At 65.0% G+C, this 15468-nt stretch carries 16 protein-coding genes and 1 other RNA gene; 8 read left to right on the top strand and 9 right to left on the bottom strand.

What is annotated here, in order from left to right; translation table 11 throughout:
- Positions 1-99: 99 nt before the first annotated feature.
- The 7 genes from CKW22_RS06765 to CKW22_RS06795 all read right to left on the bottom strand — a co-directional run bounded on the left by CKW22_RS06765 (position 100) and on the right by CKW22_RS06795 (position 7811).
- A complete protein-coding gene (locus CKW22_RS06765; RefSeq protein ID WP_033702160.1) occupies positions 100-1722 on the bottom strand; it encodes an iron ABC transporter permease in 1623 nt (540 codons plus the stop codon).
- Positions 1723-1882: 160 nt separating this feature from the next.
- Positions 1883-2884, bottom strand: a complete 1002-nt coding sequence (locus tag CKW22_RS06770; protein WP_033702162.1) for an extracellular solute-binding protein — start codon at positions 2882-2884, stop codon at positions 1883-1885.
- Between the two features lie 114 nt (positions 2885-2998).
- Positions 2999-4216 carry a 2-octaprenyl-3-methyl-6-methoxy-1,4-benzoquinol hydroxylase gene (locus CKW22_RS06775; protein ID WP_167334469.1) on the bottom strand — a complete coding sequence of 406 codons (1218 nt, stop codon included), beginning with the start codon at positions 4214-4216 and terminating at the stop codon, positions 2999-3001.
- Between the two features lie 9 nt (positions 4217-4225).
- A complete protein-coding gene (locus CKW22_RS06780) occupies positions 4226-4708 on the bottom strand; it encodes a DUF4442 domain-containing protein (RefSeq protein ID WP_033702166.1) in 483 nt (160 codons plus the stop codon).
- A complete protein-coding gene (gene ubiH / locus CKW22_RS06785) occupies positions 4705-5904 on the bottom strand; it encodes a 2-octaprenyl-6-methoxyphenyl hydroxylase (protein WP_033702168.1) in 1200 nt (399 codons plus the stop codon). The genes CKW22_RS06780 and ubiH overlap by 4 nt, the downstream gene beginning before the upstream one ends.
- Positions 5901-7235 (bottom strand): Xaa-Pro aminopeptidase, encoded by a 1335-nt coding sequence (gene pepP, locus CKW22_RS06790; protein ID WP_033702170.1) that lies wholly within the window; start codon positions 7233-7235, stop codon positions 5901-5903. The genes ubiH and pepP overlap by 4 nt, the downstream gene beginning before the upstream one ends.
- 21 nt (positions 7236-7256) lie before the next feature.
- Entirely contained in the window at positions 7257-7811 is a 555-nt protein-coding gene (locus tag CKW22_RS06795) for a YecA family protein (RefSeq protein WP_033702172.1), read from the bottom strand.
- Between the two features lie 181 nt (positions 7812-7992).
- Here CKW22_RS06795 and CKW22_RS06800 point away from each other — a divergent pair, with 181 nt between their 5' ends.
- The 4 genes from CKW22_RS06800 to CKW22_RS06815 all read left to right on the top strand — a co-directional run bounded on the left by CKW22_RS06800 (position 7993) and on the right by CKW22_RS06815 (position 9367).
- Complete coding sequence (locus CKW22_RS06800; RefSeq protein ID WP_033693939.1) at positions 7993-8175, top strand: TIGR02449 family protein; 183 nt, start codon at positions 7993-7995, stop codon at positions 8173-8175.
- Positions 8172-8492, top strand: coding sequence for a cell division protein ZapA (locus tag CKW22_RS06805; protein WP_033702174.1), 321 nt, complete (start codon positions 8172-8174; stop codon positions 8490-8492). Before CKW22_RS06800 ends, CKW22_RS06805 begins: the two co-directional genes overlap by 4 nt.
- A 17-nt stretch (positions 8493-8509) precedes the next feature.
- A non-coding RNA gene (ssrS, locus tag CKW22_RS06810) (6S RNA) lies at positions 8510-8689 on the top strand.
- 69 nt (positions 8690-8758) lie between these two features.
- Positions 8759-9367: a 5-formyltetrahydrofolate cyclo-ligase gene (locus CKW22_RS06815; RefSeq protein WP_095063921.1), complete on the top strand. Its 609-nt coding sequence runs from the start codon at positions 8759-8761 to the stop codon at positions 9365-9367.
- A gap of 19 nt (positions 9368-9386) precedes the next feature.
- On the opposite strand, the gene CKW22_RS27510 is transcribed toward CKW22_RS06815, so the two are convergent.
- Positions 9387-9539 carry a hypothetical protein gene (locus CKW22_RS27510; protein ID WP_167334468.1) on the bottom strand — a complete coding sequence of 51 codons (153 nt, stop codon included), beginning with the start codon at positions 9537-9539 and terminating at the stop codon, positions 9387-9389.
- A 178-nt stretch (positions 9540-9717) separates the two neighbouring features.
- Here CKW22_RS27510 and CKW22_RS06820 point away from each other — a divergent pair, with 178 nt between their 5' ends.
- From CKW22_RS06820 to CKW22_RS06835, 4 genes are all read left to right on the top strand, one after another.
- Entirely contained in the window at positions 9718-10167 is a 450-nt protein-coding gene (locus tag CKW22_RS06820) for an EVE domain-containing protein (protein WP_033702178.1), read from the top strand.
- 94 nt (positions 10168-10261) lie between these two features.
- Positions 10262-11221 carry an HlyD family secretion protein gene (locus CKW22_RS06825; RefSeq protein WP_033702180.1) on the top strand — a complete coding sequence of 320 codons (960 nt, stop codon included), beginning with the start codon at positions 10262-10264 and terminating at the stop codon, positions 11219-11221.
- The gene (rbbA, locus tag CKW22_RS06830; RefSeq protein WP_095063922.1) at positions 11218-13938 is read left to right on the top strand and encodes a ribosome-associated ATPase/putative transporter RbbA; all 2721 of its coding nucleotides are present in this window, start codon (positions 11218-11220) and stop codon (positions 13936-13938) included. Before CKW22_RS06825 ends, rbbA begins: the two co-directional genes overlap by 4 nt.
- A gap of 1 nt (position 13939) precedes the next feature.
- Positions 13940-15052: an ABC transporter permease gene (locus CKW22_RS06835; protein ID WP_033702184.1), complete on the top strand. Its 1113-nt coding sequence runs from the start codon at positions 13940-13942 to the stop codon at positions 15050-15052.
- Here the strand turns inward: CKW22_RS06835 and CKW22_RS06840 are convergent, their stop codons facing one another.
- On the bottom strand, positions 15053-15457 hold the full coding sequence (locus tag CKW22_RS06840; RefSeq protein ID WP_033702186.1) for a flagellar basal body-associated protein FliL: 405 nt from the start codon (positions 15455-15457) through the stop codon (positions 15053-15055).
- Positions 15458-15468 lie beyond the last annotated feature (11 nt).

Consider the following 15468-nt stretch of genomic DNA (forward strand, 5'->3'; position numbering starts at 1 on the left):
AAGCGGCGGCGGTCGATGACGTTGGGTCGTCAGCTCTTCTTGTAGGACCCGCCGCGCGAATGCCGCGCATTGTAGCCGCATGGGCGCAGGCTGGCACCCTTAGTGTCTGTGACCGGGGCGCCGAGCCGAACGGCGGATCAGCCCGATGACCGGCAGCAGCCCCACCAGTACCAGGGTCAAGGCAGGCAGCGAGGCGCGCGCCCACTCCCCCTCGCTGGTCATCTCGAACACCCGTACCGCCAAGGTGTCCCAGCCGAACGGACGCATCAGCAAGGTAGCCGGCATTTCCTTCAACACATCGACGAATACCAGCAGGGCCGCACTCAGTGCACCGGGCACCAACAACGGCAGATACACCCTGAAAAACAATCCCACGCCGCCGACGCCCAGGCTGCGCGACGCTTCAGGCAACGAGGGCCGGATACGCTCCAGGCTGCCTTCCAGCGGCCCGTAGGCCACGGCGATGAAGCGCACCAGGTAGGCCAGCAGCAAGGCCGCCAGGCTACCCAGCAGCAAGGGCTTGCCAGCGCCGCCCAGCCACGTGGAGAGCGGCACCACCAGTTGGTTATCGAGGTAACTGAAGGCCAGCATGATCGACACCGCCAGCACTGAGCCTGGCAAGGCATAACCAAGGTTGGCCAGGCCGACCCCAGCGCGGATGCCAGCCGTCGGCGCCTGGCGTCGGGCAAATGCCAGCAGCAGCGCCACGCTCACCGTGATCAATGCCGCCATGCCGCCCAGGTACAAGGTGTGCAGCACCAGGCCGACATAGCGATCGTCCAGGTCATGCCGCCCGCGCTGCCAGAACCACACCAGCAATTGCAGCAGCGGTATGACGAAGGCGCAGGCGAACACCAGCAGGCACCAGCCGCTGGCCAGCAGCGCCTTTGCCCCGCGCAGGTGATAGAGCGCTTGCCCACGCGGCCGCTCGTTGCCGGTACGGCTGGCGCCGCGCGCACGGCGCTCGCCGTAGAGCACCAGCATCACCGCCAACAGCAGCAGGCTGGCCAACTGCGCGGCGCTGGACAGGCTGAAGAAGCCGTACCAGGTCTTGTAGATGGCCGTGGTGAAGGTATCGAAATTGAACACTGCCACTGCACCGAAATCGGCCAGGGTTTCCATCAACGCCAGGGCGATACCGGCACCGATGGCCGGGCGCGCCATGGGCAACGCCACGCGCCAGAACGCCTGCAGCGGCGACAGCCCCAGTACCCGGGCCGCCTCCATCAGGCCCCGGCCCTGCGCCAGAAAGGCCGTGCGCGCAAGCAGGTAGACATAGGGGTAGAACACCAGCACCAACACGATGACCACTCCACCCGTGGAGCGTACGCGGGGCAGGCGCATCGGCCCGAAGGCTTCACGCAAGGCGCTTTGCACGGGGCCGGCAAAGTCCAGCAGGCCGACGAAGACGAATGCCAGCACGTAGGCGGGGATGGCGAACGGCAGCATCAGCGCCCAGTCCAGCCAGCGCCGGCCGGGGAATTCGCAGAGGCTGGTGAGCCAGGCCAGGCTGACACCCAGGACAGTGACGCCGATGCCTACGCCCAGCACCAGGGTCAGGGTGTTGCCGAGCAGGCGGCTCATCTGGGTGTCGAGCAGGTGCGACCAGATCTGCTGGTCGATCGACTGCCACGACAGCAACAGGACGCTCAGGGGCAGGAGCACCAGGGCAGCGATCAGGGCGACCGGGAGGTACCAGCGGCGTTGGGGGGTGTGGGGCAAGGCTCAAGTCTCGAAGGCGATGGCGACCGCTGCGCGGTCGTTCGCGGGTAAACCCGCTCCTACAGGTACGGTGCCGCCGCTTGGGCTGCGCTGTACCTGTGGGAGCGGGCTTGCCCCGCGAAAGGGCCCTTGCAGGCCCCGCAAGGATAAAGCCTGGCGCTTAGTTCCAGCCAGCCCGGTCCATCAACCGAATCGCTTCTGCCTGGCGCTTGCCCGCGATCTCGACCGGAATGCTGTCAGCTTTGAAGCTGCCCCAGGCTGCAACCTCGTCCGACGGTTTGACCTTCGGGTTGGCCGGGAACTCCTGGTTGATGTCGGCGAACAGCTTCTGCGCGTCTTCGCCGGTCATCCACTCGACCAGCTTTTTCGCAGCCTCTGGGTGCGGAGCATGCTTGGTCAGGCCGATGCCCGACAGGTTCACGTGTACGCCACGGTCACCCTGGTTGGGCCAGAAGATCTTCACCGGCAACGCGGGGTTTTGCTTGTGCAGGCGCCCGTAGTAGTAAGTGTTGACCACGCCCACATCGCACTGGCCGGCCTCGATGGCCTGGATCACGGCGTTGTCATCGGAGAACACGTCGGTGGACAGGTTGTTGACCCAGCCTTTGACGATCTCTTCGGTCTTCGCCTCGCCGTGGTTCTCGATCAGTGTGGCGGTCAGCGACTGGTTGTAGACCTTCTTCGCGGTGCGCAGGCACAGGCGGCCTTCCCACTGCTTGTCGGCCAGGGCTTCGTAGGTGCTCAGCTGTTCGGGTTTGACCCGGTCGGTGGCATAGATGATGGTCCGGGCGCGCAGGCTCAGGCCGGTCCAGTCATGGGACGAGGCACGGTACTGCGCCGGGATGTTCTGGTCGATGATGTCGGACTTGATCGGCTGCAGGATGCCCATCTGTTCGGCCTGCCAGAGGTTACCGGCATCGACGGTCAGCAGCAGGTCGGCCACACCGTTCTCGCCCTCGGCCTTGATGCGTTGCATCAACGGGGCTTCCTTGTCGGTGATGAACTTGATCTTGACCCCGGTCTTGGCGGTGTAAGCATCGAACACCGGCTTGATCAGCTCGTCGATGCGCGAGGAGTACACCACCACTTCCTCAGCTGCCTGGGCAGTGCCGCCGAACAGGGTCAGGGCCAGGGCGGCCAGTAGGGGCTTGCGTGGCAACATGGAAAGCACTCCTCGGATCGTATGAGAGGCGCAAATGGTAGTGAATCCCATTTTGTCACTCACCCTTGGAGCCGTTACCGGATGTTGCAGGGGCCGCAAGGCGGACCCGTAGGCTCAAGGCCTGGCCAACGCTGGCAGGTCCCCGCTCAACCCCAGTGCCTGGCGCACGAACAACGCCTTGGCCTCCGGCATCTGCTCCACCAGCTTCAAGCCACTGTTACGCAACCAGCGCAACGGCAGTGGGTTGGCCTGGAACAGCCGCTCGAAACCCTCCATCGCCGCCATCAGCCCCAGGTTGTGCGGCATGCGCCGCCGCTCATAGCGGCTCAGCACCTTCACATCCGCCAGCCGTTCGCCTCGCTCGCAGGCATTGACCAGCACCTCGGCCAGCACAGCGGCGTCGAGGAAGCCCAGGTTGACGCCCTGGCCAGCCAACGGGTGAATGGTGTGCGCGGCATCGCCAATCAAAGCCAGCCCTTCATCCACATAGCGCTTGGCGTGGCGCTGGCGCAGCGGCACGCAGACGCGCGGGTCTGCCTGCAGGACTTCACCCAGGCGCCCCTCGAAGGCCCGTTCCAGGGCCTTGAGGAAGGCCGGCTCATCCAGCGCCATCAACTGCTCGGCATGCTCCGGCGTGGTCGACCAGACAATCGAGCACCAGTCCTGCTGGCCATCGCGCGTCAGCGGCAGGAACGCCAGCGGGCCGTCGTCGGTGAAGCGCTGCCAGGCCGTGGACTGGTGCCCCGCGCTGCAACGTACGCTGGTGACGATGGCGTGATGCAGGTAGTCCCACTCGCGGGTTTCGCAACCGGTCAGGCGGCGCACCGCCGAGTTGGCGCCATCAGCCGCCACCACCAACGGCGCACGCAGCTGGCGGCCGTCGGCCAGGGTCAGCAGCCATTCGTCACCGGAGCGGCGCAGTTGCTCCAGCCGCGCATTGGGCAGCAAGCCGATGTCGCTGTCATGCAGACGCTCCAGCAGGCCATCCTGCACCACCCGGTTCTCGACAATGTGGCCGAGTACCTGAGCGTGCACGCTGGCCGCCGAGAAGTGGATCTGGCCCGTGCCGCTGCCATCCCACACGTGCATGTCGGTGTACGGCGTGGCCCGCCGCCGGGCGATACCGTCCCAGGCGCCAAGGCGCTCGAGAATGCGCTGGCTGGCCGCCGACAGGGCACTGACACGCGGCTCGAACGCGGCCTCGTTATCGTAGGGTTTGACCGACAGCGGGCTGCCGTCGAGCAGGAGAATGTCCAGGCCACTGTGGCGCAACGCCAAGGCCAGGGCGCTGCCGACCATACCGGCACCGACAATCAACAGATCTGCGCGCATTTCCATGCCTTACGCCTGCCTCGCTTGCGGCTTGAGCCGCACGTATAGGGTTTTGTCGACCCGCGCCACCAGCTCGCCGGCAGCGTCGCGGATATCCACCTGCAAACGCGGCAGGCACTTCTTGCCGGTGGCGGTCTGCTGGCGGATCTCGTCCAGCAGGGCGTCATCGAGGTGGAACTCGGCGTACACCGGGCCTTTGCCCGGCGAGATGAAATCGATGCTCGCCGCCTTGTCCCAGACGATGTATTCACGCCCCAACTGCTCGATCAGCAGCAACATGTAGAACGGATCGACCATCGAGTAGAGGCTGCCGCCGAACTGGGTACCGACGTAATTGCGGTTCCAGCGCGTGAGCTTCATGCATACCTTGACGCTGCGCATGTCCGGGCTGATGTGCTGCACACGGATACCGGCGCCCAGGTACGGTGGGTAGAGGTTCAACAACCAGCGCAACATACGGGCCCGGCGCGCCAGCCTGCGCGGATTGCTCATGCCTGGCCTCGCGGGTCGGGGCGCGTACCCAGGCCCATGGCCTGGCGGGCAAACCAGCTTTTCGCCGGGGGCAACAGGTCGAGGCCGAGCAGGCCGATGTTGCGCCCTGCGGCCAACAACGGCTGGTTGCTGCCGAACAGGCGCGTAACCTGGTCGGAAAAGCCGATGGTCAGGGCCTGATCCAGGCGCTGACGCTGGTGATAGACGCGCAAGGTAGCCAGGTCTCCGGGTTGCTGCGGGCCCGCCAGCAGCGCTTCGGCCAGTGCCTGAACGTCACGCAGCGACAGGTTGAAGCCCTGGCCGGCAATGGGATGCAGGCTGTGCGCGGCGTTGCCCAGCACCACCAGGTGCGGGCGTACCTGCTCGTCGGCTTCGACCAATGCCAGCGGGTACAGATGCCTTGCCCCCACCTGGCGCAATGCGCCGAGGCGATAGCCGAAGGCGTCCTGCAGCTCGCGCAGGAAGCTGCGCTCATCGATTTCGGCCAGCCGCTGCGCGTCCATGCCCTGACGGGTCCAGACCAACGCACAGCGGTTTTCCGGCAACGGCAGCAGCGCCATCGGGCCTGCCTCGGTGAAGCGCTCGAACGCCTGGCCGCGATGGGCCTCGCCAGGCGTGATGTTGGCGATCAAGGCGCTTTGCTCATAGGGCGTGCGGCGCACATGAATGCCCAGTTGCTCACGCAGGCCGGAGCGGCCGCCATCGGCCAGCACCGCCAGGTCGCAGTCCAGGCTGGTGTCGTCATCCAGCTGCAGACGGTAACCGCCTTCGATGGCGTGCATTGCCCGCACCTCGGCGGGGCAACGCCAGCTCACCACGTCACTGTCGAGCCCCTGCCACAGGCACTGGCCAAGCCAGGCGTTCTCGACCACGTAGCCGAGCGCTGGCACGCCCTCCTCGACGGCATCCAGGCGCGTGGCGCCGAACCGGCCGCGGTCGGATACCTGAATCTGCCGGATCGGTTCGGCGCGTTGGCCGATGGCCTGCCACAGCCCCAAGTGCTGGTAGATCTGTTGTGTGCCAAACGACAGCGCCGAGGAGCGCGCATCGTAGCTGGGCTGGAAGTTGTCGCCAGGCGCGAACGGCTCGATCAGCAGGATCTTCCAGCCGCGCGCCTTGGCCCCGGCTTGCAGGGCCAAGGCCAGGCTCGCGCCGACCAGGCCGCCGCCGATGATCGCCAGGTTTACTCGATTCATGCCGCGTCCTTGCGCGCAGCCTGCATCAGCGCCTCGATCTCGGTGACCGTGCGCGGCACGCCGGAGGTCAGAATTTCACAGCCTTGCCTGGTCACTACCACGTCGTCCTCGATCCTTATGCCGATGCCGCGCCACTTCTTCGCCACCGCCTGGTTGTCGGCGGCAATGTAGATGCCCGGCTCGACGGTCAGCGCCATGCCGGGCTCCAGCACGCGCCACTGACCGCCCACCTTGTACTCGCCCACATCGTGCACATCCATGCCCAGCCAGTGCCCGGCGCGGTGCATGTAGAAGGCGCGGTAGGCTTCGCTTTCGATCAGCCCCTGCACATCGCCCTTGAGCAGCCCCAGTGCCACCAGGCCCTCGGTGATGACCTGCACGGTCGCCTCGTGGGCGTGGTTCCAGTGCTTGCCGGGGGCGATTTCGGCGAAGGCCGCAGCCTGGGCCTTGAGCACCAGCTCGTAGATGGCCTTCTGCTCGGGCGAGAAACGCCCGCTGACCGGGAATGTGCGGGTGATGTCGCTGGCATAGCAGTCGATTTCGCAGCCCGCATCGATCAACACCAGGTCGCCATCCTTGAGCGGGGCGTCGTTCTGCTGATAGTGCAGGATGCAGCCATTGCGCCCGGCGGCGACGATCGAGCCGTAGGCCGGCATTTTCGCCCCGCCCTTGCGGAACTCGTAATCCAGCTCGGCTTCCAGGCTGTACTCGTGCAGCCCGGCCCGGCATGCCTGCATGGCACGCACGTGGGCGCGAGCGGAAATTTCTGCGGCAGCGCGCATCACTTTCACTTCCGCCGCCGATTTATACAGGCGCATGTCATGCAGCAGATGATCCAGCGCAACGAACTCGTTCGGCGGCTGGGCACCAAGGCGCGCCTTGGAGCGGATCACGTTGATCCAGTCCATCAGCCGGCGGTCGAACTCGGGGTTGCTGCCCATGGCGCTGTAGACCCGCTCGCGGCCTTCGATAAGGCCCGGCAGGATCTCGTCGATGTCGGTGATCGGGAAGGCATCGTCGGCGCCGAAATCACGCACCGCACCTTCCTGGCCGGCGCGCAGCCCTTCCCATTGCTCGCGCTCGGGGTTGCGCTCGCGGCAGAACAGCACGTACTCGCCATGTTCCCGGCCGGGGATAAGCGCGATGACAGCCTCAGGCTCCGGGAAGCCGCTGAGGTACTGGAAGTCGCTGTCCTGGCGGTACACGTGCTCGACGTCGCGGTTGCGAATGGCAACTGCGGCGGCGGGCAGGATGGCGATGCTATTGGGGACCATCTGCGCCATCAGCGCCTTGCGCCGACGGGCATACTCGGCCTTGGGAATGTGGCTCATGGGCAGACTACCCCCGGTTGATCAGTGCAACGATGGCTTGGACGCGGGTGCGGCCGGCTTGGCCAGCTCGGAGAACAGCAGCAGCGGCGCTACGCGCAGGTATTCCATGACTTCCATGTAGTCGCTCTCGCCGTCTTCAGACTCTTCGAGGGCTTCTTGCACCTGCGAGATGGCAACCAGGTCCTGCAGCACGTCCTTGGCCTCGGTGGAAAGCTCCTTGCCACCTGCGTTCAGGCCGAAGCCGGTGATGAAGCCCTGGCACCACTGGCCCAGCGCCGCAGCGCGGTCGGCCAGCGCGGCGTCATCGGTGGGCAGCAGCAGGACGATGGCCATGTCATCGCTGGTCAGCTCGCCCTTGACCATCTCCTGCAGGCCGATCAGGGCATTGCGGACAGTATCACCGGGTTCGTTTTCCAGCAGTTGGGCGGCGTCGGCCAGCCAGGCGTCGGCATCGAAGCCGGCACCGGCGCAACTGCGCCCGACCAGCAAGCCGTGCAGCTCGGCAGGAGTGACAGGGTGGCCATTGCTGGAAAGCAGCATGGCGAAGGCGATGTAGGGCGATTGGGTATTGGGCATGGGCAACTAGGCGCCAGACGGCGCAATGACTAGAATGGAGACCTTGTATCCTAGCACCGGCAGGCGCGCCAAGACCATCGGCACTGGCCGTCGCGGGCCAGGGAGAGGCATCATCGCCAGGTGACTGAACGACGGAGCGATTCGAGTGCAACCCACGCAAGAGAACGACCTGCAAGCGCTGATGAGCCGATTCGAGTTGCTGATCGAACGTGTCGAGCAACTAAAACGGCAAAATGCACTCCTAGTAGCTCAGGAAAAGTCCTGGCGCGAAGAGCGCGCCCACCTCATCGAAAAGAACGAGATCGCAAGGCGCAAGGTCGAGTCGATGATTTTACGCCTCAAGGCTCTGGAGCAAGACTCATGAGTTCAAGCAATAGCGTCACCGTGCAGATCCTCGACAAGGAATACTCGATCATCTGCCCGCCGGAAGAGCGCAACAACCTGGTCAGCGCGGCGCGCTACCTGGACGGCAAGATGCGCGAGATCCGCAGCAGCGGCAAGGTGATTGGTGCCGACCGCATCGCGGTGATGGCGGCGTTGAACATTACCCACGAGATGCTGCACCGCCAGGAAGAGCGTACCGATGCACCCGCCGCTGGCACCAACCGCGAACAGGTGCGCGAGCTGCTGGATCGAGTCGATAAGGCTTTGTCCGACGACACGGATACCAAAATCGGCTGAGATTGGTATACTGGCGCCACTCCCTGGGGGATGCGCCAGTCGGTTATGTCCCTGAGCCGATACGCACAACCACGGGGGTTGCACGCTGGGGCCGGTGTGCATGTCCGCTCGACGGAAAGCCTTAACGCCCCCTGCAATCTCCACCTTGAACTTTCGGGTTCAAGGGCTACACCGATAGCGGTCCTATCGGGGAGCCTTATTTCTCTTGCCTGCATTTGCTGCGGGCAGACTCCACACCAGTAGCGACAACTGGGAACGCCCGTGCCATGACCGACACCGCGCCGCCTACCCGCCCCCAGCTCCGTCGCCTGCTGCGCAATGCCCGCCGCGCACTGACGCCTGCCCAGCAGCGCCAGGCCGCCCTCGGCCTGTACCGCCAGTTGGCGCAAAACCCGCTGTTCCGCCGCGCCCGGCACATCGCCTTGTACTTGCCCAACGACGGCGAAATAGACCCATACCTACTACTGCGCGAAGCCCAGCGACGCGGCAAGCGCACCTACCTGCCGGTACTGCACGCCTGGCCGCGCACGCGCATGGTGTTTCAGCGTTTCGAGCAGGGTGAAAAACTCAAGCGCAACCGCTTCCGTATTCCAGAGCCACTGACCGACCGCAAACGCCAACGCCCGATCTGGTCCCTGGACCTGATCCTGCTGCCGCTGGTGGGCTTCGATGAAGTGGGTGGGCGCCTGGGCATGGGCGGGGGGTTCTATGACCGCAGCCTGGCCTACCAGGCGCGCCGCAAGACCTGGAAAAAGCCCTTGCTGCTGGGGCTGGCGCATGAATGCCAGAAGGTCGAGCGGCTGGCGCAGGCCAGCTGGGATGTACCCTTGCAGGGGACGGTCTCGGACTGCGACTGGTACCTGGCGCCGAGCTGAGCGGCGCCAGCGAAGGGCATCAACGTGGTGGCTGGCTGGCGTCGACTGGCATCTGATAGGCGGTATCCAGCTTGCGCTCCCAGAACCCCTGCGCATAACCGGTAGTGACCACACCCAGGCCAAAAATGAACACCAGGATCCACAGAAGATCCGGCTTTTTGCGTTGATTCATCGAAGATTGCCCCCCAGGCAAACTGTTCCGGCTTGGCGATTTTCTGGGTATCGCCAGCGCATCTCGCTTTAAACGGGGCGCATTTTCCGACAACCTGCGTCTACACGCAAACATTGACGCCAACCGGCTGTCGGTTTCGTGCAACAGGTTATTTCAAACCTTTTCAGGAGCAGCATCCATGGCCTATTGGCTGATGAAATCCGAGCCCGACGAGCTCTCGATCGAAGGCCTTGGCCGCCTGGGCGAAACACGCTGGGACGGCGTGCGCAATTACCAGGCGCGCAACTTCCTGCGGGCCATGAGCGTGGGCGACACGTTCTTCTTCTACCATTCCAGCTGCCCGCAGCCGGGCATTGCCGGCATCGCGCGGATCACGCGGGCAGCCTACCCGGACCCAACCGCACTGGACCCAGAGAGCCCCTATCACGACCCCAAGGCCACGGCCGAGAAAAACCCGTGGAGCGCCGTAGATGTGGCGCACGTGCAGACCCTGCCCAAGGTGCTGGAGCTGGGCTGGCTCAAGCAACAGGCTGCCCTTGCCGAACTGCCGCTGGTACAGAAAGGCAGCCGCCTGTCGGTGATGCCGGTGACCCCCGAGCAATGGGCGGCGATTGTCGCGCTGAGCTGAAGGTGCGCTATGGTCATGGGGTTTGACCGATATCAACACGCCATGGATAGCCACACGCCACGATAGGGGCGTGCATTGAGCAGGATGCTGACTGATGAATCGATATGCCCCCAGGGTCTTCGCCACCGCGTTGATCGCCTTACTGGCGACCGCTGCAGGGCTGGGTTACTGGAAGTCGCTGCACGACCAATTGCCGGAAGGCTTGAGCATGGGCAACGGCCGTCTCGAGGCGACCGAAGTGCAGATTGCCAGCAAGGTCCCCGGGCGCTTGGCCGAAGTGCGGGTCGACGAAGGCGACAAGGTTGTCCGCGGCCAGCTGCTGGCCCGTATCGACACCCGTACCATGGAGGCCCAACGCAACCAGGCCGAGGCCGAAGTGCTGCGCGCGCGGGAAAACTACGCGGCAGCCCAGGCCAGTGTGCAACTGCGCCAAAGTGAACTGCTGCTGGCTGGCCAGGAGCTCAAGCGCGTGCGCGAAATCTTCCAGCGCAAGTACGCCAGCCAGCAGTTGCTCGACCAGCAACAGGCCCGCTTCGACACGGCCAACGCGGCAGTTGTCGCGGCACGTGCCCAGCTGGCGGCAGTCAAGGCCGCCATCGGCGCCGCCCAAGCCCAGGTGGCGCAGCTCACCAGCGAGATCGACGACAGCAGCCTGCGCGCGCCCATCGACGGCATCATCCAGCTGCGCCTGGCCGAACCGGGTGAGGTGTTGGGTGCTGGCGGTCGGGTACTGATGCTGATCGACCCGAGCGACCAGTACATGAACCTCTACCTGCCGGCCTCCACCAGCGGCCGGCTGACCGTTGGCGATCAGGCACGCATCGTCCTCGACGCCTTGCCAGAGCAGGCCTTGCCGGCGAAGGTGGCCTTTGTTGCGGCCAAGGCACAGTTCACCCCGAAACAGGTCGAAACCCGTGACGAACGGCAGAAGCTGGTGTTTCGCGTCAAACTGCGCCTGATCGACCCAAGCGCCGTGCCTCAAGCCAAGCCGGGCATGCCGGGTGCTGGCTACGTGCGCACGGCTGATGTGGACTGGCCGGCCAACCTGCAATGAACGCGCCGGCACTGCTGGCCGAGGGTATCAGCCACCGCTATGGCGGCCTGGTCGCCTTGCACACGCTGGGCTTCAGCCTGCCTGCAGGCACGCGCTGTGCACTGATTGGCCCCGACGGGGCCGGCAAATCGACCCTGCTCGGGCTGATCGCCGGCGTGAAGCGCCTGCAACAGGGTGAGCTGCAGGTGCTCGGCGGCTCGATCCGTCAGCGCCGCCATCGCGCGGCGCTGTACCCAAAAGTGGCGTTCATGCCGCAAGGGCTGGGCAACAACCTGTATCCCGAACTGTCGATCAGCGAGAACATTCGTTTTTTTGCCACCCTGTTTGGCCTTGGCCGTGATGAATGCGACCAGCGCATGGCCAACCTGCTGCAAGCCACCGACCTGCAACGTTTCGCCGAGCGCCCGGCCGGCAAGCTGTCGGGGGGCATGAAGCAGAAGCTGGGCCTGTGCTGCGCGTTGATCCACGAGCCTGACCTGCTGATCCTCGACGAACCCACCACCGGGGTCGACCCCCTGTCGCGCCGGCGCTTCTGGGAGCTGGTCGAGCAGGTACGTGCGCAACGCCCGCAATTGACGCTGCTGGTGGCCACCGCCTATATGGAAGAGGCCGAGCAGTTCGAGCACTGCCTGATGCTCGATGGCGGCCAGCTGATTGCCGCAGGCCCCAGCCAGATACTGGCCGCCGTCACGCCCAGCGGCAAGCTGGACGACGCCTTTACCCATTACCAGGGCGCAGGCAGCACGCAACACGCACCCTTGAGCATCCCGCCACGCCCGACCAATGACGGCCCGGTTGCCATCGAGGCGCACGACCTGACCCTGCGCTTTGGCGATTTCACCGCAGTGAACAAGGTCAGCTTCGCCATTGGCCGTGGGGAAATTTTCGGCTTCCTGGGTTCCAACGGCTGCGGCAAGACCACCACCATGAAAGTGCTCACCGGCCTGATGCCCGCCACCGAGGGCAGCGCCACCCTGCTCGGCCGCCCGGTGGATGCCAGCGACCTGGCCACGCGCAAGCGGGTGGGGTTCATGTCGCAGAGTTTCTCGCTGTATGGCGAACTCAGCACCCGCCAGAACCTGACGCTGCATGCCCGCCTGTTCGACCTGCCCAAGGCCGAAAGCGCGCAGCGCATCAGCGAACTGATCGAACGCTTCGACCTGGGCAGCTTCGCCGACCAGCCGTCAGGCGCCCTGCCCCTTGGCCTGCGCCAGCGCCTGTCGCTGGCGGTCGCGGTGCTGCATCGCCCTGAAGTGCTGATCCTCGACGAGCCGACTTCTGGCGTCGACCCTGCCGCCCGGGACGACTTCTGGCGGCTGCTGGTGGAATTGTCCCGCGAGCAGGGCGTGACCATTTTCCTCTCCACCCACTTCATGAACGAAGCCCAGCGCTGCGACCGCATTTCGCTGATGCACGCCGGCCGGGTGCTGGCCTGCGACACACCCGACGCCCTGCAGCGCCATTACGCCGGCAACACCCTGGAAGACGCCTTCGTCCGCTGCCTGGAACAGGCCCAGGAGGCCGGCCCCCAGGCCCCGGGCAACGCGGTACTGGAGCAGGCAGCAGCGACCACACCGCCGTTGCGCCAGGGCTTCAGCCTGCGCCGCCTGTTGGCGGTGGCCAGCCGGGAGGGCAAGGAGTTGCTGCGTGACAGGGTGCGCCTGGCCTTTGCCCTGCTCGGCGCCGTGTTCATGATGGTGATCTTCGGCTACGGCATCTCGCTGGATGTGGAGAACCTCGCCTTCGCCGTCCACGACCAGGATCAGAGCCCGCAGAGCCGCGCCTACCTCGAGGCCTTTCGCGGGTCGCGCTATTTCGCCGAACAGGCGCCGATCCGGGATACTCGCGAGATGCACCAGCGCTTGCAGCGCTCCGAAATCAAACTGGCGCTGGAGATCCCACCGGGGTTTGGCCGCGACCTGCACGCCGGGCGCCAGCCGGTCGTGGCGGCCTGGCTGGACGGCGGCATGCCGTTTCGTGCGGAAACCAGCCGTAACTACGTGGAAGCCGTGCACCAGGCGAACCTCGAACAGCTTGCCGCCTACAGCCCGCAACCGGTGCAGCGCCAGGAACCGGTGCGCCTGGAAACACGCTTTCGCTACAACCAGGATGTGGTCAGCGTGAATGCCATCGGCCCCGGGGTGATGGCGCTGATCCTGGCCTTCATACCAGCCATGCTCACCGCCCTGGGCATTGTCCGCGAGAAAGAGCTCGGCTCCATTACCAACTTCTACGCCACGCCCCTCACCCGCCTGGAGTTCCTGCTGGGCAAACAGCTGCCCTACCTGGCCGTGAGCCTGGTCAACCTGGCGTTGCTGGTGGCGATGAACCGCTGGCTGTTCGCCGTGCCGCTAAAGGGCAGCGTGCTGGCCCTGGCCTGTGGCGGCGTGGCCTACCTGCTGGCCACCACCAGCCTGGGCTTGCTGATTTCGGCGTTCACCCGCACCCAGATCGCGGCCATTCTGGGCACCATGATCATCACCAGCTTGCCGACCATTCAGTTTTCCGGGCTGATCGTGCCGCGCTCGTCGCTCGACGGCGCTGCGGCGGTGATGGGCCAGCTGTTCCCGGCCGGGTATTTCCTCGACATCGCGGTCGGCACCTTCACCAAAGCGCTGGGCCTGCGCGAGCTGTGGCCGCAGTGCCTGATCCTGCTGAGTTTCTTTGCCGTATTCACCGGCCTGAGCCTGATCATGCTCAAGAAGCAGGAGGCCTGACATGTCGCGCTTGAACCACACCCTGCGCCTGGGCCTGAAAGAACTCACCAGCCTGCGCCATGACAGCGTGCTGCTGCTGTTTCTGCTTTATGCCTTTAGCGTGGCGATCTACATGCCTGCGGCCGGCTCGGTGATCGGCGTGCACAACGCCAGTGTCGCCGTGGTCGACGAAGACCACAGCCTGCTCTCGCGCAAACTCACCGAGTCGCTGCAACCGCCCGAGTTCCAGCCTGCCGTGCCTCTGCCTCCGGACCGCCTGGACCAGGCCATGGACAGTGGCCAGTACACCTTCGTGATCAATGTGCCGGTAAATTTCCAGAGCGACCTGCTGGCCGGGCGGTCGCCGGAGCTGCAGATCAACGTCGACGCCACGGCCATGAGCCAGGCCTTCATGGGTGCCGGCTACATCGGCCGGATCTTCGAACGTGAGCTGCTCGACTATACCCAGCGCACCACCACGCAGAGCCCGGTGCTGATCAACCCCAAGGCATTGTTCAACCCCAACCTCGAGGGCGGCTGGTTTCTGGCGGTGATCCAGATCATCAACAACATCACGATTCTGGCGATCATCCTCACCGGCACCGCGTTGTTGCGTGAACGCGAACACGGCACGCTCGATCACTTGCTGGTGCTGCCGTTGACCGCGCTGGAAATCATGCTGGCGAAAATCGCCAGCAACGCACTGGTGGTGGTGCTTTGCACCTGGATCTCGCTGATCGTGGTGGTCAAGGGCGCCCTCGGCGTGCCGTTGTCCGGCTCCATGGGGCTGTTTCTGGGCGTGACGGCGCTGTACCTGTTCGCCAGCACCGCGCTGGGCATCTTTCTGGCCACCCTGGCGCGTTCGACGCCTCAGTTCGGCCTGCTGGCGATCCCGGTGATCATCCCGATGCTGTTGCTGTCGGGCGGCAGCACGCCGCTGGACAGCATGCCGCAGTGGTTGCAATGGGTGATGCAAGGTTCGCCGTCGACGCATTTCGTCAGCCTCGGCGCCGCGATTCTGTTCCGCGACGCCGGCTTGGCCGTGGTATGGCCAGATATCCTGGCCCTGGCCGTGATCGGCCTGGTGTTCTTCAGCGTGGCACTGGCGCGCTTTCGGCGCAGCCTGGCCTCTTGATCACTGCACGATCAGGTTGTTGAACAGCAGGTCTTCGACAATCGGCTTGCCCTCTTCCGCTTCCATTACCTGCTGCACCTGCTTGAGGGCTTCCTGGCGCAGTTGCTCCTTGGCCTCGACGTTGCTCATCTTGTCTACCGTCTGCTGGGTGAACAGCGCCACCAGCTGGTTACGGATCAGCGGCTCATGATGCTTCACCGCCTTGGCGGCCTCATCACCGGTCACGCGCAGGGCCACGTCAGCCTTGTAGACGCGCAGCTTGGGGCCACCGTCGAGCGCGTAGTTACCGACAAAGGGTGGGCTCAGGGTGATGTAGGCGACTTTTGGCTGCCCTTCCTTGGCCTCTTCGGCCATGGCCGCCACTGGCAGCATCAGGGCCAGCACCATCAAGATCCACGCTTTCACGAATTCGCTCC

It is taken from the genome of Pseudomonas sp. Irchel s3f19, from assembly GCF_900187555.1.
Classification (GTDB): domain Bacteria; phylum Pseudomonadota; class Gammaproteobacteria; order Pseudomonadales; family Pseudomonadaceae; genus Aquipseudomonas; species Aquipseudomonas capeferrum.